This is a genomic window from Oscillochloris sp. ZM17-4, from assembly GCF_019599295.1.
In the GTDB taxonomy this organism is placed as follows: domain Bacteria; phylum Chloroflexota; class Chloroflexia; order Chloroflexales; family Chloroflexaceae; genus Oscillochloris.
Map to the genome: position 1 here is coordinate 169,899 of NZ_JAIEWN010000006.1, position 14,684 is coordinate 184,582.

A 14,684-nucleotide genomic window follows, 5' to 3' on the forward strand; every position below is an offset into this window, starting at 1 on the left:
CGGCGGGCGCAGGCGGCGCGGCGGCGGCGGCGGCCTCAAGCTCCTGGCGGCGGGCCTTGATCTTCTCGACGAGGTTCGGGGCCATGCCGATCACGCCGGTGCGGCGCTTAATATTGCCCTGCAGCTTCTTCATCGCCCCGGCCTTCACCGCATCCCACATGTCGGGCGCGATCCCGGCGTAGTAGGAGATCGGCCGGTTCAGCTCCTCCTTATGCACCGTCAGCCCGCCGTGTACATCGGTGGAGAGCTCAAACGCGTGGTCCATCTTGATCGCGTCGAAGGGGCAGACCTCGGCGCAGAAGCCGCAGCTCATGCAGGCGTCGTACTCGATCACGAACTCGGCCACCGAGGGCACCGCCTTGCCGGTGGCCGGGTCCTTGGCCTGGGTCATGTGGATGACCTGGGGCGGGCAGATGCGCGCGCACTGGTAGCAGGAGGTGCAGAGCTCGTGGCCGCTCTCCTCGTCGTAGAGCAGCACCGGCATATTCCGGTAGGCCTGCGGCAGCTGGATGCGCTCATCGGGGTACTCGACGGTGAAGTTGCCGCGGATCTGGGTGAAGTTCTCGTTCTTGCGGAACGAGGCCGCCCAGTGATCCCAGACCACCTTCAGGCCCTGGAGCAGGCCCTGCCCGGCGCGCAGCTTGCCCCGGCGCCGATCCATAACGATGATGTTGCCACGCTGTATTTCCATAATGTTGAATTGTGAATGGTGAATGGTGAATTGGCCCAGCCATTCACCATTCACCATTCAACATTAAGCATTACCGATCGACTTCGCCCATCACAATATCGATGCTGCCCAGGATCACCACCACATCGGCGACCTTATAGCCACGGCTCATATCGCCCAGCGGCGTGAGGTTGATGAATGACGGGGCGCGCACCTTGTAGCGGTAGGGCTTGGTGCTGCCGTCGCTGACCAGGTAGAAGCCCAGCTCGCCCTTGGGCGACTCGACGCGGGCGTAGGCGTCGCCCACCGGGGGGCGCACATTCTGCCGCGCCTTGGGGTTGATGTGGCCGCCCTGGGCGTCGGGCAGCTGCTCGATGATCTGCTCGATGATCCGCTTGCTCTGGCGCATCTCCTCGATCCGCACCAGGATGCGGTCGTAGACATCGCCCACCGAGCCGACCGGCACATCGAAGTCGAAGCGGTCGTACACGCTGTAGGGCTCGGCCTTGCGGATGTCGTAGGCCACACCGGAGGCGCGCAGCACCGGCCCGGTGACGCTGTAGGCGATCGCCAGCTCCTGCGGCAGGATGCCGATGCCCTCGGAGCGCTGGAGCAGGATCTCATTCTCGCGCAGCAGGCGCTCCAGCTCATCGATGAAGGCGGGCATGGCCACCAGCAGATCCTTGAGCCGCGGCATAAAGTCGTCCGGCAGGTCGCGGGCGACCCCGCCGAAGCGGAAGTAGTTGCACATCAGGCGGGCGCCCGAGGCCGACTCGAACAGGTCGAGGATCTTCTCGCGCTCGCGCATGCCGAAGGCGAGCTGGGTCTGCCAGGCGCCCATGTCGTTGATCAGGAAGCCCAGGGCGCCGGCGTGATTGAGCACGCGGGTCAGCTCAACCATCAGCACGCGGATATACTCGGCGCGCTCGGGCACCTCGATCCCGGCCAGCTTCTCGACCGCCATGGCGTAGGCGTGGTTGTTGGCCATGGAGTTGAAGTAGTCGAGCCGGTCGGTGTAGGGCATGTTCTGCAGGTAGGTGTTCACCTCGGCGAGCTGCTCGTGGTTGCGGTGCAGGTAGCCGAACACCGGCTTGAGGTCGGTGATCGTCTCGCCATCGACCGTCACCAGCATGCGGAACACGCCGTGGGTGGAGGGGTGCTGCGGCCCGATATTGATCTGGAGCTCTTCGGTCTTTATCATTGCAGATTGGCGATTGCAGATTGCAGATTGTAGTGCCTAAGCAATCTACAATCTGCAATCTGCAATCTGCAATTACTCTTCTTCGCCAATATACTTATCGCCCTGCTTGGGGAAGTCCTTGCGCATAGGGAAGCCCTCGAACTCGTCCCACATATAGATGCGGCGCAGGAAGGGGTGGCCGACAAAGGTGATCCCGTAGAGGTCGAATGCCTCGCGCTCGTGGAAGTTGGCCCCCGGCCAGTCGGGCGTGAGCGAGGGCAGCTCAGGGCTCTCGCGGGGCAGGCGGGCCTTCAGCACCAGGGCGGGGCCGCCATCGACGTGGTAGAAGCGGTAGCCCAGCTCGAAGACCCCGTCGGCCAAGTAGTCCACCACGGCGATATCGGAGAGGTAGGTGTAGCCCAGGCTATCGCGCAGGTACAGGGCGACCTCGACGATGCGGCCCGGCTCGACCAGCGTATCGCCGGTGACAAAGCTGCCGGGCTGCGGGCCGTGGGAGGGTGGCGGGACAATCTGGAGTGGAGACGGGTCTTGCACTGCGCCGGGAAGGTCGCGGCCAAGTATCTCGCGCAGGTCTTCGGCCCTAAGATGCGGCATCAGAAACCTCATCGCGCTTCAGGTCATCGGCGGCGATCTCGGGGGCGACGCCGCGGGCCTTCAGGGCGTGCTCAAGCTCGACGGCGGGGTCCATGATCGGGAAGTGGCGGGCGATCTCGGGGTGCTCGATCTCGCCGCTCTTCTGCTCGCCGTGCCCGGGCGAGGTGTAGGGGCCGAGCAGCGGCAGGCCGCCCACCGGGTCGACCAGCGCGCCGTCCACCTCAAGGCCCTGGGCGCCGAAGGTGGGCACTGGGAAGTCCTGCGTCTGCGGCTTGTCGCCCTTGCCGTACCAGCGCAGCCGGCCGAGCCGCTGGCCGTCGATCTGCTCCTGGAGCGTGATCAGGGCGTGCAGCAGAGCCTCGGGGCGCGGCGGGCAGCCGGGGATGTAGACATCGACGGGGAGGAACAGGTCCACCCCGCGCACCACATTGTAGCCGTCGCGGAAGGGGCCGCCGGAGGTGGCGCATGCGCCCATCGAGATCACATAGCGCGGCTCGGCCATCTGGTTGTAGAGCCGGACGACCTGGGGCAGCATCTTCTTGGTGACGGTGCCGGCGACGATCATGAGGTCGGCCTGGCGCGGCGAGGCCCGGAAGAGCTCGGCCCCGAAGCGGGCCACATCGTAGCGGCTCAGGCCGAAGGCCATCATCTCGATCGCGCAGCAGGCCAGGCCGAACGACATCGGCCAGATCGATGACCGGCGGCCCCAGTTGTAGAAGCGGTTGACCGTCGAGACGAAGACGCCCTGCTTCTCAAGGTCGAGCTGGATGTTATCGCTGTCTGCCATATGTCCCATTCGAGAGAGGGTTCCAGGGAGGGTGGGACCCTCCCTGGAACCCTCCCCTAGATCCACTCCAGGGCACCCTTGCGCCACTCGTAGACCAGGCCGGCGAAGAGCATGACCAGGAAGACCGCCGCCGCCGTGAACCCGTACATGCCAAGCTTTCGGAAGGCCACCGCCCACGGGTAGAGGAAGACCACCTCAATGTCGAAGATCACGAAGGCCAGGGCGTAGAGGTAGTACTGCACCTTGAACTGCACCCGGATATCGCCGATCACCTCAAGGCCGCACTCATAGGTAGACTGCTTGAGCGGGGTCGGGCGCTTGGGGCGGAGGAAGAAGGCCAGCAGGAGGGGGATAACCGGGAAGCTCAGCGCTGCAACAAAGAAGACCCCAATAAAGGCATAGTTCGCGAGCATCGCGGCGACCCTCCATGGTTATACGTTCTGGTCTGGGTGCCGCGAAGTATAGCACAGCACGCGGGGTGACGCAAAAAGGCGCTTAGCCGAAGATTTGCATTCTGATGCCCTGAACTACAACTCGTGAATCTCGTCACAATGGCAATATATCTTAGCTCAATGGTTTTTTCTTAACGGAGGAACCGCCTGCGCGCGGCAGAAGCAGATTGCGCGGGGCCATCCGCCAACAGCGGAGATCGGAGCGGCTGGCATCGTTTTTGCGAGCAGACTGCGTAGGGTGTGGTATCGTGGCAGCGGTGCCCCGGGTGCCTCTGCCATTTTGTGCGTGTAGCAGGGAGGATCATCTACCCGTGACCTGGCTCCAAGGGATTTTCTTCGGCAACTCGCTGCCCCGCTGGCTCCTGGCCGTCGGCATCACCGTCGGCATCCTGGCGATCATTGGCGTGGCCCGCAGCCTGATCGTCCGCCACTTCCGCCCGGTCGCCAACCGATCCAGCACCTACGCCGATGACGCGATCGTGGTGGTGGCCGAGCGGACGCACCTGGGCGTGCTGGCCCTGCCGGCGGCCTATCTCGGCTCGCTCAGCCTGATCCTGCCGCCCAGCGCGCTGATCTGGGGCCAGGCCATCGCGATGATCGCCCTGCTCATCCAGGTGGCGATCTGGGGCAACGCCCTGATCACCGGCTGGGTGACGAGCTACCAGAAGCGCAACATCGATGCAGACGCCGGGCGCGTTGGCACCGCCCGCGTGCTGAGCTTCGTCGCCCAGCTCGTGCTCTACTCGGTGGTGGTGCTGCTGGCCCTCGACAACATCCCCGGCGTGGAGGTCACCACCCTGGTGGCGAGCCTGGGCATCGGTGGCATCGCCGTGGCCCTGGCGGTGCAGAACATCCTCTCCGACCTGTTCGCCTCGCTCTCGATCGCCCTCGATCAGCCCTTTATCATCGGCGACTTCATCACCCTCGACGACCTGGCCGGGACGGTGGAGAAGATCGGGCTGCGCTCCACCCGCCTGCGCAGCCTCTCCGGCGAGCAGCTTTCCATCTCGAACGCCGACCTGCTCAGCAGCCGCATCCACAACTATAAGCGCATGCAGGAGCGGCGGGTCGTCTTCAGCGTCGGCGTGCTCTACGAGACCTCGGCGGCCCAGCTGCGGGCCATCCCGGCCATGGTCCGCGCGATCATCGAGGCCCAGGGGCAGACCCGCTTCGACCGCGCGCACTTCAAGAGCTTCGATGACTTCGCCCTCACCTTCGAGGTGGTCTACTACGTGCTGACAGCAGACTACAACCGGTACATGGACACCCAGCAGGCGATCAACCTGGCGATCTTCGAGCAGTTCGGCGCGGCGGGCATCGGCTTCGCCTTCCCGACGCAGACGATCCACATGGCGCGGGCCGGCGGCCAGGCCGAGGGGCGCAGCAATGGGGCTGACCCACGCCGCGAGACGAATCGGCCGTAGGGCCGGTTGACGCGGGCCTATCGCTCTGGTATCGTGCTCCCTAACACGATGACGGAGATGAGTACCCGGCCCACGGATCCCAGAGAGCCGCCGACGCTGCGATGGCGGCAGCGGGTCTTCGAGGTCGGCCCGGCCTTCCGCGCCGAACCCTATGACACGCCGCGTCATATCAAGATGTTTGTCCGCTCCCGTCGCCACGGTGTCCGCCGTTCCGTCCCCCGAACGCCTCCCCCGCCGCGAGCTCGCCCGCCTCCTTCGTGATGACCGGCACATTCCGTATGGTCACGTTGAGCATCAGCTCCCCGTCCTCCCGCCACCAGAGCTGCCCCCCAATCCCCAGCACCTCGATGGCCTTGCGCTTGTCGGAAAACTCCAGGTTGCCGGTCTCGGCCAGCAGCTCCCCCAGTGTCGTGGCGGTGCTCACAATCTGCTCCACGTCGCGGTCGCGCAGCACTCTGGCGGCAAGTGCAGCCTCCGCGTCCCTCCGCACGTCATCTGCGGCACCCAGGCGGGCCTCCTGGGCCTTCCGCCGCTCCTTGTAGCCGTCCCGGTCGAGCAGCCCCTCCCGGTAGTCGTCGTAGAGCCGGTCGATTTCCGCCTTGATGCGTGCCGCGATGCGCTCGTAGCTCGCGAGCAGGCCTGCGGCGTCCTGGTGCTCGTACTGCTCGCGCGACTGCACCGCCCGCAGCTGCTCTAGGGTGAACTCGGGGTTGGCCAGGAAGTGCTCCAGGTCCGCCCAGACGGCGGCGTCCACCGCCGAGGCCCGGAGCGTCGGCACCGCGCACTCCCGCCGCTGATGCCCCTTGGCGTCGCAGCGGTAGTAGCTGTGCGGGCGCCCCTTGCCCCCATGGTCGTGGGTGACGCAGCGGGTCGCCCCGCCACAGGCGCAGCGGAGCCGCCCGCCCGACAGCAGGTACTGGTTGCCCTCCTTGATGGCGAACGTCCACTTGTCGCTGTTGTGGTCGATGCGCGACTGGATGTAGTCCCAGGTGCCCCGCTCGATGAGCGCCAGGTGCGGCAGCTCCAGCTTGATCCGCTCCTCCTTGGGCTTGAGCTTGCCGCCGGACGCGCGGCGGTTCTGCCAGAACACCCCCACCAGCCGCTCGTCGCGCAGGATGCGCCGCACACTCTCCGGGGACCAGGCCCGCCCCGTCAGCAGCCGCCCAGCCTTCATCGACGGCGTCGGGTGCCCCGCGACGGTCAGGTGCCGGGCGATGTCGCGCACACCCATCCCATCCAGATACAGCCGCAGGAGCTCCTGCACCACTGCCACTCCGTCAGGGTCGAGCGTGAGGGTCGTTTGCCGCTTAGTGCCGGTCTTCTCCAGCCAGTAGAGCGTCGTCCCCGTGCCCAGCCAGACCCCGCTGGCCATCTTCTCGTTTCGCCCGTCGCGGGTGCGCTGGAGGATGTTCTGGCGCTCCGCCTGGCTCACCAGGGCCTCGATGCCGACCAGGAAGAGGTCGCTCTGGAGCTCGGGGTCCACCGCTCGCCCCAGCGACGGCAGGTGCAGCACCGCCCCCAGCGGGGCGAGTTGGTCGTCGAGCGCGAGGTGGACCAGCCCTGTCTTACGGGCTACTCGGTCGAGCCGGTAGACGACAACCCCCTCCGCCTTCCCGTCCGCCAGCAGCTGGAGGACGGTGAGCCACCCAGGGCGCTCCAGGGTCATCCCGGTCATCGTGTCCTCGTAGGTGGCGACGACCGTATGCCCGTGGGCCTCCGCGTAGGCGGAACAGACCCGGTGCTGCGCCCCGTGGCTGTAGCTCTCGTCCCCCTTCTCGTTTGAGACCCGGCTGTAGCTGATCAGTTCCACTGTCGTCCCCTTTACTGCATAAGACAAGGTTTCAGAAGGGCCGAATCAGGGGCACCAGGCGGGCCACCGCGTCCACCACCACCATGGCCGCCAGCTCGCCCCCGGTGAGCACATAGTCGCCGATGCTCAGCTCGCGGGTGATCAGCGCCTCGCGCACGCGCTCGTCGAGCCCCTCGTAGTGCCCGCAGACCAGCAGCAGCCTCGGCTCGGCGGCCAGATCGGCGGCGATGGCCTGGGAGAAGGGCTCGCCGTCGGGGGAGAGCAGGATGACGGGGGGCTGGGGGTTGGGGGTTGGGGGTTGGGAGGCAGGAGACAGGAGGCAGGAGGCAGGTTCTTCTCCTGCCTCCTGCCTCCTGTCTCCCGCCTCCTGCTGCAAAACGGCCCGGATACACGCCCCGAGCGGCTCGGCCTTCATCACCATGCCGGCGCCGCCGCCGTAGGGCGAGTCGTCGGCGGTGCGGTGGCGGTCGGTGGCCCAGTCGCGGATGTTGTGCAGGCCAACCTGAATATGGCCGGCCTGCTGTGCCCGCTTGAGGATGCTCTCGCCGAGCGGCCCGGCGAACATGCCGGGGAAGAGGGTGAGGATGTCGAAATGCATAATGTTGAATGTTGAATATTGAATGTTGAATGCCGGACATTCAGCATTCAGCATTCAACATTCAACATTCAGATAAGTGATGGGCGAAGAAGGCGTTCACCCGCGCGCAGTAGCCGGGGCGGTCGGCGAAGTAGGCCCCGCAGTGCTCGACGCCATCGACCAGGTACAGCTCCTTGGGCGCGCCTGCGGCGGCGAAGAGGCGGCGGGCCTGCTCGACGGGCACCGTGGTGTCGCCGCCGCCGTGGGCGATCAGGATGGGCCGCGGCGAGATCGCGCCGACGGCGTCGATCGGGCGGGCGCGGGTGAAGCGGTAGCCGTGGCGGCGGGCCAGCACCTCGTCGGCGGCGCGCACCAGCGGCGCGGGCGGGATGCCCAGGGTGCGCCGCACCCCGTGGGCCACCACGTCGGCGACGGCGGTGAAGGAGCTGTCGGCCACCAGGGCGGCGATGGCGGGCTCGCGGGCCGCCGCCATGATCGCCACGGCCGCGCCCATCGAGAAGCCGACCACGCCGATCTTCGCGCCGTCCACCCGCGCGCGGGCGTAGGCCACCGCCGCCAGCAGGTCGTCCACCTCGCGGCTCACCAGCGAGTGCGGCCAGGGCTCTGAGTCGCCGCGGCCGCGGTAGTCGAAGAGCAGCACGTTGAAGCCGGCCCGCCAGGCGCTCGTGCCGATGCCGAGCAGGTCGTCCTTGCTGCCGCTGTGGCCGTGGGAGCCGACCACCACCCCGCGCGACTCGGGGCGCGGCAGCCACCAGCCGGTCAGGGCCAGGCCGTCGGCGCTGCGCAGGGTGATCTCCTCGAAGGGCACGCCGAGCTCCCATGGCGTGAAGATGTAGCGGTCGCTGTAGTGGCGCGGGTGCTGCGGGCTGACGCGGGTGGTGACGTACCAGGCCGCGCCGATGACGCCGCCGGCGGCGGCGAGGGTGGCGCTGCCCAGCAGCGGGAGGAGGCTCGCTCGTCTCAACATTGGCTCCCCAAGATCACTGAGACACTGAGACACTGAGACACTGAAGTATTGAGGGGCTACTGTCTCGCTCACCGCGCGCAATTGTACACCAGATGCGCGCGGCACCCGCTCGTGATCGATCTCTGTGCCTCAGCGCCTCAGTGCTGTGAGAAGGGGAAGAAGGGCGGCTCGTTATCGGCGAGCCGGAGATCGATCTCGTAGAGGCCGGAGGTGTACTTGCCGCTGTAGGGCAGCCCGAGGTGGTGGACGAGCCCGATCATGCCAGTGTTGTCGGCGTGGGTGAGCAGGATCATATGGTGGATGCCGCGGGCGAGCCCGACCTGCACGAGCAGGTCGAAGATCTGGGCGCCCAGCCCGGCGCTCTGGAAGTCGTCGCGCACGACGATCGAGGCCTCGGCGCACTCGTCCCCATCGCCCATGCGGCCGTAGCGGGCCACGGCCACGCCCTCCTCGCGCCCGCCCTCCACGACTGTCGCCAGCAGGGCCACCTCGCGCTCGGGGTGAACCTTGGCGAGACGGGCGGACTCGCGGCGCACCAGGTCGGCGTCGATATTATCGAGCGGCATGAAGAAGCGCCGCCAGCGCGTCTCCGACGAGAGCTTGTAGAACATGCGCTCAAGCAGCGCGGCGTCGTCGAGGCGCATATGGCGCACATGCACGCTTCGGCCGCCGCGAACCTGTAGCGTCGTCGACGCGTGAAGATCTGGCTGTCTGATGCTGTGTCCGTCGTCCATATCGCCCTCCGCCGGTCCTGCGTCGATACCGACGCATGGATCAGTGTACCACAGAGGGGTTACAGCACGTCCCCGGCGGGGCTAGCGGATCACCAGCTTCAGCTCGACGCGGCCGACGCGGATCACATCGCCGTCATTCACCTCGGTGGCGGCGCGCACCTCGAAGCCGTTGAGGTAGGTGCCGTTGGTGCTGTTCAGGTCTTCGAGCGACCAGACGCCGTTGCGCCGCTCCAGCCGGGCGTGCTCCGACGAGAGGAAGGTGTCGTTCAATGCGACATCCGTCTCCGTGCTGCGTCCGATCACCATCGCCGGACTGAGCGGGAAGACCTTGCCGACCGGGATGCCAGTCTGCCCAGAGCTGGCCACCACCAGCTGGCCGTAGGGGTTCGCCTGCGCCGCGGGCGCGCCCGGCCCGGCGAGCAGGTCGCGGGAGACCACCCGCACCACCTGCCAGAGGAAGAAGTAGAGCATGAAGACCACGGCCACGCGCAGCAGCAGGATGATCACGCCGGCCGAGAGGTTTGCGATGTCGAACATATGATTATACGCCGTAGGGGCGCAACAGCAGCCCGCCGCTCTGCGGCGGGCTGCTGCTGCGCCCCTACTCTTTAAATGTCAATTCTAATCCGCCAAGGGAGACGACATCCCCGTCGCGCAGGGCCGTCTCGCTCACCCGCGCGCCGTTGATGAAGGTGCCGTTCGTGCTGTTGAGGTCGGTGAGCCAGAAGCGGCGGGCCTTATAGCGCAGCTGGGCGTGATGCCGCGAGACGCGGGTGTCCTCAAGGATAATATCGTTGCCGAGGCCGCGGCCGAGGGTGGCCGTGGTGCTCTCGACGGGGATGGGCTGCGGGCCGGCCGTCGTCTGGAGGAGCAGCAGGGCGTGCCCCCGGCGCACCGGGGCGGCCTGCACCGCCGTGGACGACAGCACCTGAGTCGTCTCGGCCAGCGGCGCGTTAGCCAGCTCGGCCACCACCTGGATGCCGCGCCTCGGCACCGCCGGGTCCTCGGCGAGGACAACCTTGGGGTGCTCCAGCATCGTGAAGCCGCGCTCGGCGGCCAGGTCGCTCAGGTAGGTGGACATCTCCTGCTCGAGCTGGGCGCGCACCGGCTGGAATGCGCTGAAGTCCTGCGGGTTCAGGTAGGCCCGGTAGAAGCTGGGCACGATCACCCGCTTGACGCTGATCGACTGCTGGCTCTCCATGGCCCGCTCCAGGCGGCGCGCGATCTCGACCGGCTGCACGGGGCTGCGGAACAGCCGGGCCACCGACCCCTCGACCATCTGTTCCATCAGCTGCTCAAAGCGGCTCAGGGCAGACATAGACACCTTTGAAGGATGAAGGGTGAAGGGTGAAGGATGAAGAGTGCTGTTCATCCTTCATCCTTCATCCTTCATCCTTTCGCTTTCACGGCCTCGCCAAGATACACGGGCTCCAGGGCGACAACATCATCCTGATCGCCGCTCTGGAGGCGCTGCCAGGCCAGCTCGGCGAGGAAGCCGGGGCGGCGCAGGGTGGCGGCGGGCGAGGGGAAGAGCGCCCGCTCGCCGAGCAGATCCTGGAGCCGGCCGCGCACCTGGTCGTCCAGGTCGCCGCAGAAGAGCGCGCGGCCGCCCACCTCGGCGGCTAGATCCTCAAGGGAGACATTATGGTCGGGGCCGCGGCGCTCGACCCATGCGTCGAACGCGAACTCGGCGCAGGCGAAGCGGTCGCGCCCGAGGCGGATCAGCGGGTAGATCGGCAGGCCGCGGCGCTGCTGCTGGTAGGCCAGGGCCTCCAGGCTGCTCACGCCGAGCAGGGGCAGTCCGCCGGCGAGGGACAGGCCCTTGGCGACGCTGAGCCCGACCCGCAGGCCGCTCCAGCTCCCCGGCCCGAGGGCGACGGCCACAGACCGCAGGTCGCTGCGGCCGGCGCCGACGTGGCGCAGCAGCATATCGAGCTGGGGCAGCAGCTGGGCGGTGTGGTTGCGGCCCGAGGCCCAGGCGCACTCGGCCAGCAGCTCGCCCCCCTTGCAGAGGGCCAGCCCGGTGATGGTTGTGGCGGTGTCGATGGCGAGGAGCATAGTTAGGGTACAGGGTACAGGGTACAGGGTACAGGGTCAGGGTCAGGGTCAGGGTCAGGGTCAGGGTCAGGGTGGGCGGCCTATACCCTGTACCCTGTACCCTGTACCCTATCCGAAGGTCGTCCCCTTAAAGCGCTCAAGCAGCTCCACATAGCGCGGGCCGTGGGGGGCGAGACGCAGCCGGCGCTTCGTCTCGCTGAGGTGCTGCATGTGGATGGCCAGGTGCTCGGCGGGCAGCATGGCGGCGGCGCGCTCGGGCCACTCGATCAGGCAGACCCCGTCGCCGGCCCAGAGCTCATCGAGGCCGATCGTCGTCAGCTCGCCCTCCTCGGCGATCCGGTACAGATCGACATGGTAGATCGGCATATGCCTGCGGGCGGCGCCGGAGCGGTACTCGTTCACCAGCACGAAGCTCGGGCTCGTCACCAGGTCGTCCGAGTCGAGGCCGCGGGCCACACCCTTGGTCAGGTGCGTCTTGCCAACCCCGAAGTTGCCGACGAGCAGGATCAGATCGCCCGCGGCGAACTGCTCGCCGAGGCGCTGGCCGATCCGCTCCGTCTGCGCGGGGCTATGGCTGATAAAGTCTAGGTCGTGGGCCGCCTGAGTGGCGGGCAGCTTGCGCTCGCTCATAGGCGCTATTGTAGCACGTCACCGCCGGTGGGGTGAGGGGGTCTGCGTCGCCAGGGCAGCTGCGGCAGCAGGCCGGCGAGCATGCCGGTGGCGACGATTGACTGGGTCAGGGCGGCGATCGTATCTGGGGTGCGGACGACCAGGGGGAAGGCCAGGGGGATGATCCAGCTCAGGGCGAGCGGGTACCAGGGCCAGTCGCGGCGCCAGCGGATGACCACAAAGGCCACGGCCGAGGTCATGTAGACGACCGAGAGCGGGTAGAAGAGCATAGTGAGCAGGATCAGCAGGCCGAAGTGATCGCCGCGACCGTGACGCCACCAGAGCAGAACGGCCATCAGTCCGATCAGCGGGCCGAGCGGCGGGAAGAGCAGCAGCCGGTCAGGCAGCAGGTCATCGTACACAACCAGCCCGGCCACCCACTGGGGGACAATCTGCGGCCCGGCGATGATCACGGCTACGAGCCAGAGCGCCGCGCTGATGCCGAAGAAGGTCAGCGGCAGCTGGTAGCGGCGCTCACGGAAGCTGCGCAGGAGCAACCATGCCGCGGCTAGGATGGCCACCTGGGGTTTGAGCACGGCCAGCGCCAGCAACAGGCCGGCGCGGCGCTCGCGGCCCTCGTTGTAGTACAGCTCGGCGAAGACGAGGGCCGCCAGGACGATCAGCGTCGTCTGGCCGAGCACGAGGCCCTGAGCGAGCGGTAGCCAGAGCAACATCCAGGGCAGCCCGCTGCGGCCACTTGTGCGACGAGCCCAGCGCTCAAAGATTGCAGATTGCAGATTGCAGATTGCAGATTGCAGATTGCAGATTGCAGATTGCAGATAGTATACCCTACAGCGCACATCCGTGCGTGCCCTCTGCGCCATAGGGGAGGTGCCGTATAATAAGCGCTACGCAGGCGGCCCCACCCTCGGGGCGACGCCGGACTCTCAGCAAAGGAAAGCCCGATGAGCCAGCAAACTCTGCGCGAGCGGCTCGAACAGATGCAGGTCGAGCTCGCCCGTGCCGCCGCCACTGAACCCACGAATCCGACCCTGCAGAGCCTTCATCAGCAGACACTGGCCGCCCTCGCGGAGATAGACGCGCCCGGCGAGACGGTGATCGACGATGACTTCCAGCGCGGGCTCCCCGACGTGCTGAAGGACTTTGAGGCCTCGCACCCGAGCCTGACCCTGGCGATGATGCGGGTGGTGGATGTGCTCAACGGGATCGGCCTATAGTCTGTGGCCTACGGCCACAGACCCTTCTCTTGTGTTGCTGAACGATGTCAGCTTCGCTGACATCGTCCAGCAACACAAGAGCGGTTTTTGTGCCCGGCAGGAACATTAATCGGCCACGGCGAGGCCGAGGGCCTCGCGGGCGGCGGCGACGACGAAGAGCGACCCGGTGACGCAGATCAGGTCGCCGGGGCCGGCGATGGCGCGGGCCTGGTCGAGCGCGTCGGCCATCTCGGGCGTGAGCGCGAGCGGGCCGCGCAGGTGCGGCGCGGTGATCGCCGCCACCCGGTCGAGGTCCATGGCGCGGGGGTGGGTCGAGCGGGTGATCACCACGGCGGCGGCCATGGGCACGATCTCCGCGACGATCGCCTCGATGTCCTTGTCGCGCGAGGTGCCGAGCACCAGGATGAGCCGCGCGAAGCGCAGCTCATCGCGGATGGCGGCGGCCAGCTTCCGCGCCGAGTCGCCGTTGTGGGCGCCGTCGATCAGGATGGGCGGCGCGCCATCAACCAGCTCGAAGCGCCCGGGCCACTCGGCCGTCGCCAGCCCCTCGGCGATCGCCCGCGCGTCGACGGGCAGCCCGCGCCCGGCGAGCAGCATGGTCGCGCCCACCGCCAGGCGCGCGTTCTCGCGCTGGAAGCCGCCGCGCAGCCGGCCCGGCGCAGGCTCCAGCGGGTAGGGCGCGGCTCCGGACGGCCCGAGCAGCCCGCCCCCCGCGGCCACATACAGCTCCGCCCCCACCAGCGCGGCCTCGGCCTCCAGCGCCGCGACGGCCTCGGGCGGCTGCGGCGCCGTCACCGCCGGCACGCCCGGCTTCATGATCCCGGCCTTGTTCCACGCGATCTCAGACAGCGTCCGCCCGAGGATGCCCATGTGGTCGTAGCTGATCGAGCTGATCACCGAGACCAGCGGCGTGATCACATTGGTGGCGTCGTAGCGCCCGCCCAGGCCGACCTCAAGCACAGCGATCTGCACATCGCGCTCGGCGAAGTGGCGCAGGGCCAGGGCGAAGCCCACATCAAAGGTGCTCGGCCGGCCGTAGGGCTCCGGGTCGAAGCCGTCGATCAGCGGCTGGAGCCGCCCGGCCAGATCGACCAGATCCTCCTGGCTGATCAGCTCGCGGTCGATCTGGATGCGCTCGCGGTAGGAGCTGAGGTGCGGCGAGGCCCACAGGCCCACGCGCAGCCCCGAGGCGCGCAGCATCGCCTCGATCATCACGCAGGTGCTGCCCTTGCCCTTGGTGCCCGCCACCACGACGGAGGGCATGCCGAGGTGCGGGTCGCCCACGGCGCGCAGCAGGGCGCGCACCCGCTCCAGGTTGATGAGCGCCTCGGCCGGGCTGCTGGCCGCCTTCCGCGTCGGGTCGATGAAGCCGTAGATGTAGTCCAGGGCGTCCTGGTAGGTTCTCATTGCAGATTGCAGATTGCAGATTGTGGATCGCAGTCTGTAGATTGTCGGCAGCGCGCCGAGCGAGTAATGCGCGTATTGTCGCATAGGGCTGGGACATGTCAACTGGCAGGGCATGTGCAACGTCCTGCGCCCCCC

Annotated in this window: 16 protein-coding genes and 1 pseudogene; 2 read left to right on the forward strand and 15 right to left on the reverse strand. The window is 67.5% G+C overall.

Annotated elements, in window-relative coordinates; translation table 11 throughout:
- The 5 genes from K2Z83_RS07570 to K2Z83_RS07590 form a co-directional block, all read right to left on the reverse strand.
- On the reverse strand, window positions 1-691 hold a 691-nt coding region (locus K2Z83_RS07570), incomplete at its 3' end, for a 4Fe-4S binding protein (RefSeq protein WP_220594564.1).
- Window positions 692-761: 70 nt separating this feature from the next.
- A complete protein-coding gene (locus tag K2Z83_RS07575; protein ID WP_220594565.1) occupies window positions 762-1,871 on the reverse strand; it encodes an NADH-quinone oxidoreductase subunit D in 1,110 nt (369 codons plus the stop codon).
- 72 nt (window positions 1,872-1,943) lie between these two features.
- Entirely contained in the window at window positions 1,944-2,465 is a 522-nt protein-coding gene (locus K2Z83_RS07580) for an NADH-quinone oxidoreductase subunit C (RefSeq protein WP_220594566.1), read from the reverse strand.
- Window positions 2,452-3,252: an NADH-quinone oxidoreductase subunit B gene (locus K2Z83_RS07585; RefSeq protein WP_220594567.1), complete on the reverse strand. Its 801-nt coding sequence runs from the start codon at window positions 3,250-3,252 to the stop codon at window positions 2,452-2,454. Before K2Z83_RS07585 ends, K2Z83_RS07580 begins: the two co-directional genes overlap by 14 nt.
- Window positions 3,253-3,308: 56 nt before the next feature.
- A complete protein-coding gene (locus tag K2Z83_RS07590; protein WP_220594568.1) occupies window positions 3,309-3,665 on the reverse strand; it encodes an NADH-quinone oxidoreductase subunit A in 357 nt (118 codons plus the stop codon).
- Window positions 3,666-4,015: 350 nt separating this feature from the next.
- Between K2Z83_RS07590 and K2Z83_RS07595 the strand changes: the two genes are divergently transcribed.
- Window positions 4,016-5,128 carry a mechanosensitive ion channel family protein gene (locus K2Z83_RS07595; protein ID WP_220594569.1) on the forward strand — a complete coding sequence of 371 codons (1,113 nt, stop codon included), beginning with the start codon at window positions 4,016-4,018 and terminating at the stop codon, window positions 5,126-5,128.
- A gap of 169 nt (window positions 5,129-5,297) precedes the next feature.
- Here K2Z83_RS07595 and K2Z83_RS07600 read toward each other — a convergent pair whose 3' ends face one another.
- The 9 genes and pseudogenes from K2Z83_RS07600 to K2Z83_RS07640 all read right to left on the reverse strand — a co-directional run bounded on the left by K2Z83_RS07600 (window position 5,298) and on the right by K2Z83_RS07640 (window position 12,788).
- Entirely contained in the window at window positions 5,298-6,938 is a 1,641-nt protein-coding gene (locus tag K2Z83_RS07600) for a recombinase family protein (RefSeq protein WP_220594570.1), read from the reverse strand.
- 49 nt (window positions 6,939-6,987) lie between these two features.
- Window positions 6,988-7,536, reverse strand: a pseudogene (locus K2Z83_RS07605) (tRNA (guanine(37)-N(1))-methyltransferase); the annotation flags it as partial.
- A 61-nt stretch (window positions 7,537-7,597) separates the two neighbouring features.
- Window positions 7,598-8,503 (reverse strand): alpha/beta hydrolase, encoded by a 906-nt coding sequence (locus tag K2Z83_RS07610; RefSeq protein ID WP_220594571.1) that lies wholly within the window; start codon window positions 8,501-8,503, stop codon window positions 7,598-7,600.
- Between the two features lie 137 nt (window positions 8,504-8,640).
- On the reverse strand, window positions 8,641-9,147 hold the full coding sequence (locus tag K2Z83_RS07615; RefSeq protein ID WP_220594572.1) for a GNAT family N-acetyltransferase: 507 nt from the start codon (window positions 9,145-9,147) through the stop codon (window positions 8,641-8,643).
- Window positions 9,148-9,318: 171 nt separating this feature from the next.
- The gene (locus tag K2Z83_RS07620) at window positions 9,319-9,774 is read right to left on the reverse strand and encodes an FHA domain-containing protein (protein WP_220594573.1); all 456 of its coding nucleotides are present in this window, start codon (window positions 9,772-9,774) and stop codon (window positions 9,319-9,321) included.
- A gap of 64 nt (window positions 9,775-9,838) precedes the next feature.
- Window positions 9,839-10,555: a DUF3662 and FHA domain-containing protein gene (locus K2Z83_RS07625; RefSeq protein WP_220594601.1), complete on the reverse strand. Its 717-nt coding sequence runs from the start codon at window positions 10,553-10,555 to the stop codon at window positions 9,839-9,841.
- Between the two features lie 71 nt (window positions 10,556-10,626).
- Complete coding sequence (tsaB, locus tag K2Z83_RS07630) at window positions 10,627-11,295, reverse strand: tRNA (adenosine(37)-N6)-threonylcarbamoyltransferase complex dimerization subunit type 1 TsaB (protein WP_220594574.1); 669 nt, start codon at window positions 11,293-11,295, stop codon at window positions 10,627-10,629.
- A 108-nt stretch (window positions 11,296-11,403) separates the two neighbouring features.
- Window positions 11,404-11,925, reverse strand: a complete 522-nt coding sequence (gene tsaE, locus K2Z83_RS07635; RefSeq protein WP_220594575.1) for a tRNA (adenosine(37)-N6)-threonylcarbamoyltransferase complex ATPase subunit type 1 TsaE — start codon at window positions 11,923-11,925, stop codon at window positions 11,404-11,406.
- Window positions 11,926-11,930: 5 nt separating this feature from the next.
- Complete coding sequence (locus K2Z83_RS07640; protein WP_220594576.1) at window positions 11,931-12,788, reverse strand: glycosyltransferase 87 family protein; 858 nt, start codon at window positions 12,786-12,788, stop codon at window positions 11,931-11,933.
- An 81-nt stretch (window positions 12,789-12,869) separates the two neighbouring features.
- Here K2Z83_RS07640 and K2Z83_RS07645 point away from each other — a divergent pair, with 81 nt between their 5' ends.
- The gene (locus K2Z83_RS07645; protein ID WP_220594577.1) at window positions 12,870-13,142 is read left to right on the forward strand and encodes a DUF4404 family protein; all 273 of its coding nucleotides are present in this window, start codon (window positions 12,870-12,872) and stop codon (window positions 13,140-13,142) included.
- 105 nt (window positions 13,143-13,247) lie between these two features.
- Here the strand turns inward: K2Z83_RS07645 and K2Z83_RS07650 are convergent, their stop codons facing one another.
- Complete coding sequence (locus K2Z83_RS07650; protein ID WP_220594578.1) at window positions 13,248-14,549, reverse strand: folylpolyglutamate synthase/dihydrofolate synthase family protein; 1,302 nt, start codon at window positions 14,547-14,549, stop codon at window positions 13,248-13,250.
- Window positions 14,550-14,684 lie beyond the last annotated feature (135 nt).

Bases quoted from the DNA above. Each gene is read 5' to 3' on its own strand.
- K2Z83_RS07575 (WP_220594565.1), bottom strand. From the start codon at position 1,871: ATGATAAAGACCGAAGAGCTCCAGATCAATATCGGGCCGCAGCACCCC.
- K2Z83_RS07580 (WP_220594566.1), bottom strand. From the start codon at position 2,465: ATGCCGCATCTTAGGGCCGAAGACCTGCGCGAGATACTTGGCCGCGAC.
- K2Z83_RS07585 (WP_220594567.1), bottom strand. From the start codon at position 3,252: ATGGCAGACAGCGATAACATCCAGCTCGACCTTGAGAAGCAGGGCGTC.
- K2Z83_RS07590 (WP_220594568.1), bottom strand. From the start codon at position 3,665: ATGCTCGCGAACTATGCCTTTATTGGGGTCTTCTTTGTTGCAGCGCTG.
- K2Z83_RS07610 (WP_220594571.1), bottom strand. From the start codon at position 8,503: ATGTTGAGACGAGCGAGCCTCCTCCCGCTGCTGGGCAGCGCCACCCTC.
- K2Z83_RS07615 (WP_220594572.1), bottom strand. From the start codon at position 9,147: ATGCGCCTCGACGACGCCGCGCTGCTTGAGCGCATGTTCTACAAGCTC.
- K2Z83_RS07620 (WP_220594573.1), bottom strand. From the start codon at position 9,774: ATGTTCGACATCGCAAACCTCTCGGCCGGCGTGATCATCCTGCTGCTG.
- K2Z83_RS07625 (WP_220594601.1), bottom strand. From the start codon at position 10,555: ATGTCTGCCCTGAGCCGCTTTGAGCAGCTGATGGAACAGATGGTCGAG.
- tsaB (WP_220594574.1), bottom strand. From the start codon at position 11,295: ATGCTCCTCGCCATCGACACCGCCACAACCATCACCGGGCTGGCCCTC.
- tsaE (WP_220594575.1), bottom strand. From the start codon at position 11,925: ATGAGCGAGCGCAAGCTGCCCGCCACTCAGGCGGCCCACGACCTAGAC.
- K2Z83_RS07640 (WP_220594576.1), bottom strand. From the start codon at position 12,788: ATGGCGCAGAGGGCACGCACGGATGTGCGCTGTAGGGTATACTATCTG.
- K2Z83_RS07645 (WP_220594577.1), top strand. From the start codon at position 12,870: ATGAGCCAGCAAACTCTGCGCGAGCGGCTCGAACAGATGCAGGTCGAG.
- K2Z83_RS07650 (WP_220594578.1), bottom strand. From the start codon at position 14,549: ATGAGAACCTACCAGGACGCCCTGGACTACATCTACGGCTTCATCGAC.